12 protein-coding genes are annotated in these 9,979 nt (G+C 74.2%); 3 read left to right on the top strand and 9 right to left on the bottom strand.

All coding sequences use genetic code 11. The annotated features are described in order from the left end of the window. Window positions 1-339, top strand: a 339-nt coding sequence (locus C6N75_RS30985; protein WP_105871505.1) for a hypothetical protein, incomplete at its 5' end; no start/stop codon positions are given. Window positions 340-373: 34 nt separating this feature from the next. Here the strand turns inward: C6N75_RS30985 and mug are convergent. The 3 genes from mug to C6N75_RS27050 all read right to left on the bottom strand — a co-directional run bounded on the left by mug (window position 374) and on the right by C6N75_RS27050 (window position 3,372). Further along, complete coding sequence (mug, locus tag C6N75_RS27060; protein WP_105871504.1) at window positions 374-952, bottom strand: G/U mismatch-specific DNA glycosylase; 579 nt, start codon at window positions 950-952, stop codon at window positions 374-376. 94 nt (window positions 953-1,046) lie between these two features. Beyond that, entirely contained in the window at window positions 1,047-2,486 is a 1,440-nt protein-coding gene (purB, locus tag C6N75_RS27055) for an adenylosuccinate lyase (protein WP_105871503.1), read from the bottom strand. Window positions 2,487-2,565: 79 nt separating this feature from the next. Beyond that, the gene (locus C6N75_RS27050; RefSeq protein ID WP_105871502.1) at window positions 2,566-3,372 is read right to left on the bottom strand and encodes an SGNH/GDSL hydrolase family protein; all 807 of its coding nucleotides are present in this window, start codon (window positions 3,370-3,372) and stop codon (window positions 2,566-2,568) included. A gap of 69 nt (window positions 3,373-3,441) precedes the next feature. Between C6N75_RS27050 and C6N75_RS27045 the strand changes: the two genes are divergently transcribed. Next, window positions 3,442-3,831, top strand: coding sequence for a VOC family protein (locus C6N75_RS27045; RefSeq protein WP_105871501.1), 390 nt, complete (start codon window positions 3,442-3,444; stop codon window positions 3,829-3,831). Window positions 3,832-3,867: 36 nt separating this feature from the next. Here the strand turns inward: C6N75_RS27045 and C6N75_RS27040 are convergent, their stop codons facing one another. The 5 genes from C6N75_RS27040 to C6N75_RS27020 form a co-directional block, all read right to left on the bottom strand. Then, on the bottom strand, window positions 3,868-4,554 hold the full coding sequence (locus C6N75_RS27040) for a maleylpyruvate isomerase family mycothiol-dependent enzyme (protein ID WP_105871500.1): 687 nt from the start codon (window positions 4,552-4,554) through the stop codon (window positions 3,868-3,870). A 14-nt stretch (window positions 4,555-4,568) separates the two neighbouring features. Beyond that, window positions 4,569-5,585 (bottom strand): hemolysin family protein, encoded by a 1,017-nt coding sequence (locus C6N75_RS27035; RefSeq protein WP_105871499.1) that lies wholly within the window; start codon window positions 5,583-5,585, stop codon window positions 4,569-4,571. Continuing rightward, window positions 5,582-6,961 (bottom strand): hemolysin family protein, encoded by a 1,380-nt coding sequence (locus tag C6N75_RS27030; RefSeq protein ID WP_105871498.1) that lies wholly within the window; start codon window positions 6,959-6,961, stop codon window positions 5,582-5,584. Before C6N75_RS27030 ends, C6N75_RS27035 begins: the two co-directional genes overlap by 4 nt. 182 nt (window positions 6,962-7,143) lie before the next feature. Further along, window positions 7,144-7,569, bottom strand: a complete 426-nt coding sequence (locus tag C6N75_RS27025; RefSeq protein ID WP_105871497.1) for a GNAT family N-acetyltransferase — start codon at window positions 7,567-7,569, stop codon at window positions 7,144-7,146. A 159-nt stretch (window positions 7,570-7,728) separates the two neighbouring features. Continuing rightward, window positions 7,729-8,379 carry a class I SAM-dependent methyltransferase gene (locus C6N75_RS27020; RefSeq protein ID WP_105871496.1) on the bottom strand — a complete coding sequence of 217 codons (651 nt, stop codon included), beginning with the start codon at window positions 8,377-8,379 and terminating at the stop codon, window positions 7,729-7,731. 205 nt (window positions 8,380-8,584) lie between these two features. On the opposite strand from C6N75_RS27020, the gene C6N75_RS27015 reads away from it, so the two are divergent. Then, complete coding sequence (locus C6N75_RS27015; protein WP_105871495.1) at window positions 8,585-9,355, top strand: SDR family NAD(P)-dependent oxidoreductase; 771 nt, start codon at window positions 8,585-8,587, stop codon at window positions 9,353-9,355. A gap of 167 nt (window positions 9,356-9,522) precedes the next feature. On the opposite strand, the gene C6N75_RS27010 is transcribed toward C6N75_RS27015, so the two are convergent. Beyond that, window positions 9,523-9,864: a VOC family protein gene (locus C6N75_RS27010; protein WP_105871506.1), complete on the bottom strand. Its 342-nt coding sequence runs from the start codon at window positions 9,862-9,864 to the stop codon at window positions 9,523-9,525. Window positions 9,865-9,979 lie beyond the last annotated feature (115 nt).

The following is a 9,979-nucleotide window of genomic DNA, read 5'->3' as shown; positions in this document are numbered from 1 at the left end:
CCCCCGGACGGCCCCGGATACCACCTCGCCGAGCTGCGGACCGAGGAGCGGGTCGTCCCGGACGAGGAGCAGGAGCAGTGCGCGGCGGAGCGCGACGCCGTCGCCGTCGTGCTCGGCCTGCGCTGGGGCCCGCCGCAGACCTTCAGCCTCTGGTCGCTGACCGCCCGGGCCGCCGACGGCGAGGAGGTACCGGAGCCGTGGGCCACCCTGAGCCGCCGCGTCGACGACATCGACCTGTGGCGCCGCGACGGCCGGTGGGTCGCGATCGGCGTCACCCGTGCCCAGGGCGACGACCCCCGCCGCCTGCTGGTCGCCGTCACCGCCGTGGACCCGCCCTGAGCCTCCCCGGGCCAAGGCGCCGCACCCGGCCCGGTCAGTCGGGCGCCACCGAGCCGTCGTCGTCCGCTCCGAGCCCGGCGGCCGATCGGAGCCGGGCGAACTCCTCCGCCATGCCCGCCACCGTCCAGTGCGCGTTCAGCCCGCTGGGGTTGGGCAGCACCCAGATCCGGGTCCCCCCGATGGCGCGCTCCTGCGGGCCGACCGCCGCCGTACGCTCATGGAAGGCCGTGCGGTACGCCGTGACGCCCGCCACCGCCAGCCAGCGGGGCCGCAGCCGCTCCACCTTCGCCGCCAGCAGCCGCCCGCCCTCCCGCAGCTCCTCGTCCGACAGCTCGTCGGCCCGGGCCGTGGCGCGCGCCGCCACGTTGGTGACGCCCAGCCCGTAGCGGAGCAGCTCCTGCTGCTCCGACGGCTTCAACTGGCGCGGGGTGAAGCGTGATCGGTGCAGCACCGGCCAGAAGCGGTTGCCCGGGCGGGCGAAGTGGTGGCCGGTCGCCGCCGACATCAACCCGGGGTTGATCCCGCAGAACAGCACCGACAAGCCGTCCCCGAGCACATCGGGGACCAGTCGGTCGCGGGCGGCCAGTAGTTCTTCGGAGGTCAGTCGCGGCATGCCCCGCGCCTGCCCCGCACCGCCCCGCCGTATCCCGGTCGGCCCGGCCCCGGCGCGCTCGGCACGCCCGGGCCGCAGCCGCGGGAGCCCGTCCTCAGAGGATCGCCCCGGGGGTGTAGCCGGCCGCCTCCGGGTGCCGCTTGGCGATCTCCTCGATCCGCGCCACGACCGTGCCGACCTGCGCGGCCGCCGCGCCGGTGAACGACAGCCGGTCCGCCATGGCGGCGTCGAGCTGCGCCCGGTCCAGCGGGATGCGGGAGTCGGCGGCGAGCTTGTCCAGCAGCTCGTTGCGCTCCGCGCCCTGCTCCCGCATCGCCAGCGCCGAGGCGACCGCGTTCTCCTTGATCGCCTCGTGCGCCTCCTCGCGGCCCACACCCGCCCGCACCGACGCCATCAGCACCTTGGTGGTGGCCAGGAACGGCAGGTAGCGGTCCAGCTCGCGGGCCACCACCGCCGGGAAGGCGCCGAACTCGTCCAGCACCGTCAGGAACGTCTCCAGCAGCCCGTCGAAGGCGAAGAAGGCGTCCGGCAGCGCGACCCGGCGCACCACCGAGCAGGACACGTCGCCCTCGTTCCACTGGTCGCCGGCCAGCTCGCCGGTCATCGACGCGTACCCGCGCAGGATGACCATCAGCCCGTTGACCCGCTCGCAGGACCGGGTGTTCATCTTGTGCGGCATCGCCGAGGAGCCGACCTGGCCGGGCTTGAAGCCCTCGGTGACCAGCTCGTGCCCGGCCATCAGCCGGATCGTCTTGGCCAGCGAGGACGGGGCGCCCGCCAACTGCACCAGCGCCGTGACGACCTCGTAGTCCAGTGAACGGGGGTAGACCTGGCCGACCGAGGTGAACGCCTCAGCGAAGCCCAGGTGCCCGGCGATCCGCCGCTCCAGCTCGGCCAGCTTCGCCGCGTCCCCGCCCAGCAGGTCCAGCATGTCCTGCGCTGTGCCGACGGGGCCCTTGATGCCGCGCAGCGGATAGCGGCCGAGCAGCTCCTCCAGCCGCCCGTACGCCACCAGCAGCTCGTCCGCCGCCGTCGCGAACCGCTTGCCCAGGGTCGTCGCCTGCGCCGCGACGTTGTGCGAGCGCCCCGCCATCACCAGCTCGCCGTACTCGCCGGCCAGCTTCCCCAGCCGTACCAGCACCGCCACCGTGCGGTCGCGCATCAGCTCCAGCGACCGCCGGACCTGGAGCTGCTCGACGTTCTCGGTGAGGTCGCGGGAGGTCATGCCCTTGTGGACCTGCTCGTGGCCGGCCAGCGCGTTGAACTCCTCGATGCGCGCCTTCACGTCATGCCGGGTGACTTTCTCCCGCTCGGCGATCGACGCCAGGTCCACCTGGTCCAGCACCCGCTCGTAGTCGGCGAGCGCCGCGTCCGGCACCTCGATCCCGAGGTCCTTCTGGGCGCGCAGCACGGCGAGCCACAGCCTGCGCTCCAGCCTCACCTTCTCCTCGGGGGACCAGAGGACGGCCAGCTCGGCGGAGGCATAGCGGCCGGCGAGGACGTTGGGGATGCGGGGCTTCACAGACGCAGTCACGCGACCCGATTCTACTGGCGGTTCGCGCAGGTCCGCGCCCCGGTCCCGTTCGTGCGTTGCTACGAGCGCCGCTACGGTCCTAGGGGCCGGCGTCCGTGACGGCGTCCCCGTCCGCCGGGGCCTGCCAGGGCAGCAGCTCGGGGCGCTTGGCGGGCCGCCCGTCCCCGGAGGAGCGGCCGGTCAGGCGGCGCCCTATCCAGGGTCCGAGGTGCTGCCGGGCGAACCGCACGTCGCCGATCCGGCGAGCGGCCCAGTGCGCCGCCGCCGCCGGGGGCAGCGGGGCCCGCCAGTCCTCCTCGGCGTCCAGGCCCAGCGCCTGCCACACGGCCTCGGCCACCCGGCGGTGCCCCTCGCCGGTCAGGTGCAGCCGGTCGACGTCCCACATCCGCTGGTCGGCGAGCGCCTCGGCCCCGTACAGGTCGACCACCAGCGCCCCGTGCCGCGCCGCCAGGGCGTCGACATGCGTGAACAACTGCTCCATGCGCGGCCGGAACCGCTGCATGACCGGGCCGTTGCGGCCGGGGGAGCGCATCAGCACCAGCTTCCCGCAGGAGGGGGCGAGCCGCTCGACGGCCTCCTCCAGCAGTGCGGTGACCCGTCCCATGTCGCACCCGGGGCGCAGGGTGTCGTTGAGCCCGCCGACCAGGGTGACCACATCGGCCTTCATCGCGGCGGCGAGGTCCACCTGCTCGTCGACGATCTGCCCGATCAGCTTCCCCCGCACCGCGAGGTTGGCGTACCGGAAGTCGGGGCTGCGGGCGGCGAGCCGGGCGGCCAGCAGGTCCGCCCAGCCCCGGTAGGAGCCGTCGGGCAGCAGGTCGGACATTCCCTCGGTGAAACTGTCGCCCACCGCGACGAAGCTGTTGTACGTGGCATGCATCTCCATGGCGACGCCGATGCTACAACGCCCGCGAACCGGTGGCGTCCGGCGGGGAAATCGGGAAAGCTCCCGCCCATGGTCTCGATGGTGCAGAACGTGGCGATCGACTGTGCGGATGCCTACGGGCTGGCCCGGTTCTGGAGCGGGGCGACCGGCCGCCCGATGCACCCGGACGACCGGCCGGGCGCCCCGGAGGCCCAGGTGCTGCCGGCCGAGGGCCCGGTGCTGCACTTCAACCAGGTGCCCGAGCCCAAGACGGCCAAGAACCGCCTCCATCTGTGCCTGCGGCCCGAGACCTCACGCGAGGAGGAGGTGGAGCGCCTGCTGGGCCTCAGCGCGACCTTCGTCGCCGACCACCGCAACCCCGACGGCTCGGGCTGGGCGGTCCTCGCCGACCCCGAGGGCAACGAGTTCTGCGTGCTGCGCAGCGAGTCCGACCGGGCCTCCACGCCCCTCTCTCCCTGACGACCGGGGCGGCGACCGGCCGCGCCCACGGACCCTTCAGGGCACCAGCGGCCCGGCGAGCACCGCCAGCCCCGCCGCCCGGTCCCCCGTCCACGTCACCGGTGGGGTGTCCCGGGGCCGCCGACCCCACAGCATCAGCAGCAGATCCTCGGCCCTGCCCGAGACCTCCGCGACCGGCTCACCGCTCCCGTGGGTCCAGTCCAGGCCGGCATCGGTGGCGGTGATCCGCACGGCCTGTTCCGGAGGGGTGGCGGCCCCCTTGGAGATCATGCGCAGCGCCATGGTGTCGAAGACCTCGGCGACGCCGTCGGCGGCGAGGACCGGATCCATCGGCGCCGGCGAGCCGAGCGCGTGCTCGGCGTCCCACCGGTGCATCAGCGTCTCCTGGCTGCGCCGCCGGCGCCAGAAGCCGACCGTGTGCGGCGGGAAGAACGTCCACGCTGCGGTGCCGGGATCCGCCGACAGGGCCTCCACGAGCGCGTCCGCCGTCTTGGCGTACCAGGCCACGAGGCCGGCCGGGTCACGCGGCGCGGCGTCCTCGTCATAGGCGCGGCCGTGCCGCTCCCGCACCGCCGCGACGACCCACATATTCCCCGCGCCCATGTGCACGGCCAGATCCGCCAGACTCCAGTCGCCGCAGTGGGCGACCGGAACCGACAGATCACCGTGCAGCGCGGCGCCGAACGCGTCCAGTTCGCGCCGTAGTTCGACCAGGTAGTCCACGGCGCAACGATAGGTCAGGTCGCCGGCCGCCCCACCAGCTCGCGCAGGACGTCCTCCATGGTGACCAGGCCGGCGAGGCGGCCGTCGTCGTCCAGGACCGCGGCCAGGTGCGTGCGGCTGCGGCGCATGGCGGTCAGCACGTCGTCCAGCGGGGTCGCCGCCCGGACGCGCGCGATGGGACGCATGGCCGTCACCGGGAAGGGCAGGTCCCGGGGGGTGACCTCCAGGGCGTCCTTCACATGGAGGTACCCCAGGATGCGGCGGCTGGAGTCCAGCACGGGGAAGCGGGAGAAACCCGACTCGGCGGCCAGCGTCTCCAACTCCTCGGGGGTGGTGCCCACCCGGGCGTAGCGCACCCGGTCCACAGGCATCACCACGTCGCGGACGGGGCGGCGGCCCAGTTCGAGCGCGTCGTGCAGGCGCTCGGTGGCCCGGTCGTCCAGCAGTCCGGCGTCGCTCGCGTCGGTCACCATCCTCGCCAGCTCGTCGTCCGAGAAGGTCGCGGACACCTCGTCCTTGGCCTCCACGCGCAGCAGTTTCAGCAGTCCGTTGGCGAAGGCGTTGATGGTGAAGATCACCGGGCGCAGCGCCCGGGCCAGCGCCACCAGCGGAGGACCGAGCAGCAGCGCGGTGCGGGTGGGCTCGGCGAGCGCGATGTTCTTCGGCACCATCTCGCCCAGCAGCATGTGCAGATACGTCGCCACCGACAGCGCGATGGCGAACGAGATGACGTGCACCAGGCCCTCGGGGACGCCCACGGCGTCGAAGAGCGGCTCCAGCAGATGGGCGATCGCGGGCTCGGCCACCACGCCCAGCACCAGGGTGGAGAGGGTGATGCCGAGCTGGGCCGCGGCCAGCAGGGCCGAGACGTGCTCCAGCCCCCAGACGACGCTGCGGGCCCGCCGGTCGCCCGCCTCGGCGGCCGGTTCGATCTGGCTGCGGCGCACGGAGATCATGGCGAACTCCGCGCCGACGAAGAAGGCGTTGACGGCGAGCGTGAGCAGGCCGATGAGCAACTGGATCGCGGTCATCGGGCGTCCTCCCCGCCGCGCCGGCCACCGGCCGCGGCCTTGCCGGCGGGCTCGCCGCCGTCCTCGCCCGCGAGCGGGGCGCGCATCAGGACGCGGGCGGCACGGCGGCCGGAGGCGTCCACGACGTCCAGCCGCCAGCCGCCGGCCAGCTCCAGGCTGTCCCCGGTGCGGGGGATGCGGCCCAGCTCGGTGGCGATCAGCCCGGCCAGCGTCTCGTACGGGCCGTCCGGCACCCTCAGCCCGGCCGACTCCAACTGGTCGGTGCGGGCCGCGCCGTCCGCCGACCACAGGGTGCGCCCGTCGGCGTCCTCGCCGACCTGCGCCAGGTCGGACGTCTCGTGCGGGTCGTGCTCGTCGCGCACCTCGCCGACGACCTCCTCGACGATGTCCTCCAGGGTGACCACGCCGGCCGTGCCGCCGTACTCGTCGATGACCACCGCCATGGTCGCCTTGCCGGACAGCCGGTCGAGCAGGCGGTCGACGGTGAGCGACTCGGGCACCAGCAGCGGCTCGCGCAGCATCTCGGTGACCGAGGTGCGGGCGCGCCGGTCGGCCGGCACCCGCAGCACGTCCTTGATGTGCACGGTGCCCACGACGGTGTCCAGGTTCCCCCGGTAGACGGGGAAGCGGGACAGGCCGGTCGTGCGGGTGGCGTCGGCGACGTCCTGGGCGGTGGCCTGGGTGTCCAGCGCGGTGACCTGGACGCGGGGGGTCATGACGTTCTCCGCGCTCAGCTCGGCGAGGTTCAGGGTGCGCACGAACAGCTCGGCGGTGTCCGCCTCCAGGGCGCCCTCCTTGGCGGAGTGGCGGGCCAGCGCGACCAGCTCCTGGGGGCTGCGGGCCGAGGCCAGCTCCTCCGCCGGCTCCAGACCCAGGCGGCGTACCAGCAGGTTGGCGGTGTTGTTCAGGTGGCTGATCAGCGGCTTGAAGGCGGCGGTGAACATCCGCTGCGGGGTGGCGACGACCTTGGCCACCGCCAGCGGCGAGGAGATCGCCCAGTTCTTGGGGACCAGCTCGCCCACCACCATGAGCACGACCGTGGACAGCGCGGTGCCGAGGACCAGCGCCACCGAGGAGGCGACGGACTCCGACAGCCCGGCGGAGGTCAGCGGGCCCCGGATGAGCTTGGCGATGGAGGGCTCGGACAGCATGCCGACGACCAGGTTGGTCACCGTGATGCCGAGCTGCGCGCCGGAGAGCTGGAAGGTCAGGGAGCGGACGGCCTTGAGGGCGCCGGGCGCCCCGCGCTCGTTCGCTTCGGCCGCGCGCTGGAGCTGGCCGCGCTCGACGGTGGTGAGGGAGAACTCGGCCGCGACGAACACGCCGCACGCCAGCGAGAGCAGAAGGGCCGTGAGCAGCAAGAGGACTTCGGTCACCGGTGCACCTCCGTCAGGTCGTCGGCCGGGGTCGGACGCGCTGCGCGCGTGCTGCTACTGGGAGGTTCGCCCATGGACGGACGCTCACACCTTTCACGGTCGGAGGAGACGTCGGCACCGTCTGCCGCGTCGGTAAAAGAGTAAAGGAAAGGCAAAGTCTATTCGATGACCCGTTCGGGTGGTCAGCCGGTCAGTCCCTTGACCCAGCGCCGCCAGTGGTCCTCGCGCCCGTACCCGGCCGCGCCCCAGGCATGCTGCGCGCGCTCGTTGGCCTCCAGCACCATCGCGTCCGCCCGCCGCCCGCCCAGCTCCGCGAACCGGCGTTCGGCGGCCGCGAGCAGCGCGGTGGCGACCCCCCGGCGGCGGAAGTCCGGGTGCACGGCCAGCCGGTAGAGCGAGCACCGCCATCCGTCGAACCCGGCTATCACCGTGCCGACCAGCACGCCGTCCCGCTCGGCCAGCAGCAGGGCCTCCGGATCCCGCGCCAGCAGGACGTCCATCCCGGCCCGGTCGTCGCTGATGCCGACGCCCTCGGCGGCCTTGCGCCAGAACGACAGCACCCCGTCGACGTCGTCGGGCACGGCGCAACGGATCACAAGATCACTCATGCGGTGAGCCAACCACACCGCCCCGCGAGAAGGCCGAGCCACCCCGCGCCCTGCCGCGTCCGCGCCGGAAACGGCCGGCCCGTCAGCCTCCAGCGGCACCCCGCACCCCGCACCCGGCACCCCGCTCCCCGCACGCCGTACGCCGTACGCCGTACGCCCTCAACCGTCCGCCGGGCGTCTCGCCGTTCCCAGCACACACGGGGACGACGGCAGGGCGACGCCGCCCTCGGGCACCCGCAGCCGGCGGAAGCCGGTGATCTCGAACCCGGCCTCCGCCAGCGCCGCCAGCGGGTCCCGGGCGGTGTGGCAGCCGCCGAACAGCAGCGGCCATACGGTCCGGTCCGCGGCCCGCTGCACCGCCGCGAGCCCCCGCCCCTCGGCCCGGCCGTGCTCGAAGAACCGCACCTCCCCGCCCGGCCTCAGCACCCGCCGCAGCTCGGCGAGCGCCCGCGGCAGATCCCGTACGGAGCACAGCACCAGCGAGGCGACGGCGGCGTCGAACGCCTCGCTCTTCACCGGCAGCGCCTCCGCCACTCCGGGCACCACGTCCACCGGCACGTCGGCGCGCAGCGCGGCCGCCGCCGCGGCCCGGCGCAGCCTGCGCTCCGGCTCCAGGGCCACGACCTCGGAGACCTGCGCCGGATAGCGGGCGAAGTTCAGCCCGTTGCCCGCGCCGATCTCGATGACCCGCCCGGACAGCCCCGCCAGCAGCTCGGCCCGGTGCGCGGCGATCCCGGCCCGGTGGTCGGCGGCGGCGCTGAACCGCTCGTAGAAGCGGGCGAAGAGAGGGTGGTGTACGGGGTCGCGCATCGCGGACCTCCTCCTTCGTCGGCGTCGGCGTCGGCGTCGGCGGCGAGCAGCGGACACCTGGAAGCCTTCCCGCATCCCCGCAAGGTCAGCCACCCCGCCCCGGCGGGCCTGTCGCCGGGTGACACAATCCGGGCATGCCGCCGCCCCAGCCGTACCGCCAGCCCCACAGCTCCGCTCCCGCCGACCGGCCGACGCGGCGGGCGCGATGAGGGGCGTGCTGGTCACCGGCGGGTCCCGGGGCATCGGCCGGGCCGTCGCGACGGCGTTCGCCGAGGGCGGCGACCGGGTCGCGGTCCAGTACGCCAGCCGCCGCGAGGACGCCGAGGAGACCCTGCGCCGACTGCCCGGCAGCGGCCATCTGCTGATCGAGGCCGACCTCGGGGAGGCCGGCGCCCCCGAACGGGTCGTCGCCGAGGCGGTGCACGCACTGGCGGACACCGGGGGAGTGGACGTGCTGGTCAACAACGCCGCCGTGGCCCCCTCCCCGGCCACCCGGCACCCCGTCGCCGAGGTCTCCCTGGCGGAGTGGCGGGCGGTCTGGCGGCGCATGACGGACGTCAACCTGCTCGCGGCGGCCGACCTGACCTGGGCCGTGGCGCGCCACCTCATCGACCGCGGCGCCCCGGGCGCCGTCGTGAACGTCGGCTCGCGCGGAGCCTTCCGGGGCGAGCCCGAATTCCCCGCCTACGGGGCGGCCAAGGCCGCGCTGCACGCCTTCGGCCAGTCGATGGCCGTCGCCCTCGCCCCGCACGGCATCGCCGTGACCTCGGTCTCCCCCGGGTTCGTCGCCACCGAGCGCCAGGCGGCGAAACTCGCCGGACCGGAGGGCGAGCGGCTCCGCCAGGAGAGCCCGTTCGGGCGGGTCGGCACCCCCGAGGAGATCGCCGCGGCCGTCCACTTCCTCGCCTCACCGGCGGCGGCGTGGGCCTCCGGAACGGTCGTCGACCTCAACGGCGCCTCCCACCTGCGCACCTGAGACCCCGGCCGCGGCCGTGCCGCCCACCGACCGGACACGCTTCAGCCCACTCGGACCACTCACCTGGCTGAGACCGCTCAGCCCACTCGGACCACTCATCTGGCTGAGACCGCTCAGTTCGCTCGGTCCGCTGAGACCGCTCAGTCCGCTCAGTCCGCTCAAGCGACTCAGTCGACGAAGCAGAACTCGTTGCCCTCCGGGTCGGTCAGCACCTGGAAGCGGCCGTGGTCGTCGGTGACGACCGCGCCCAGGCGAACCGCGCCGAGCCGTACGGCCTCGTCGGCCGCCTCGTCCACGTCCCCGGCGGCCAGGTCCAGGTGGAGCCGGTTCTTGGCGGCCTTGCCCTCCGGCACCTGCTGGAACGCCAGCCGGACGAAACCGGGCACGTCCACATAGGACCAGTCCGGGGAGCGGTCCACCGGCTCGCCGCCCAGCAGCCCGGCCCAGAACCGGGCCAGCGCCGCCGGGCCGGCGCAGTCGAACACCAGCTCGCTGACCTTCGCGCGCAGTGCGGTCATACCGATGAGCCTACGGACCGGGCGAAGGCGTCCGCATCCCAGGCCCCGCCCAGCGCCGGCGCCAGCCAGCCCGCCGCCGCCCGGTCCGTAGGCTCATCGGTATGAC

This window comes from Streptomyces solincola (assembly GCF_002982015.1).
Lineage (GTDB): Bacteria > Actinomycetota > Actinomycetes > Streptomycetales > Streptomycetaceae > Streptomyces > Streptomyces solincola.
The sequence above is the reverse complement of the archived record's forward strand: the minus strand, read 5'-3'. Positions and strand labels throughout refer to the sequence as shown.

Excerpts from the sequence above, each read along its gene's own strand:
- mug (WP_105871504.1), bottom strand. The coding sequence starts at position 952 with ATGCCGCGACTGACCTCCGAAGAACTACTGGCCGCCCGCGACCGACTG.
- C6N75_RS27050 (WP_105871502.1), bottom strand. The coding sequence starts at position 3,372 with ATGGAGATGCATGCCACGTACAACAGCTTCGTCGCGGTGGGCGACAGT.
- C6N75_RS27045 (WP_105871501.1), top strand. The coding sequence starts at position 3,442 with ATGGTCTCGATGGTGCAGAACGTGGCGATCGACTGTGCGGATGCCTAC.
- C6N75_RS27035 (WP_105871499.1), bottom strand. The coding sequence starts at position 5,585 with ATGACCGCGATCCAGTTGCTCATCGGCCTGCTCACGCTCGCCGTCAAC.
- C6N75_RS27025 (WP_105871497.1), bottom strand. The coding sequence starts at position 7,569 with ATGAGTGATCTTGTGATCCGTTGCGCCGTGCCCGACGACGTCGACGGG.
- C6N75_RS27020 (WP_105871496.1), bottom strand. The coding sequence starts at position 8,379 with ATGCGCGACCCCGTACACCACCCTCTCTTCGCCCGCTTCTACGAGCGG.
- C6N75_RS27015 (WP_105871495.1), top strand. The coding sequence starts at position 8,585 with ATGAGGGGCGTGCTGGTCACCGGCGGGTCCCGGGGCATCGGCCGGGCC.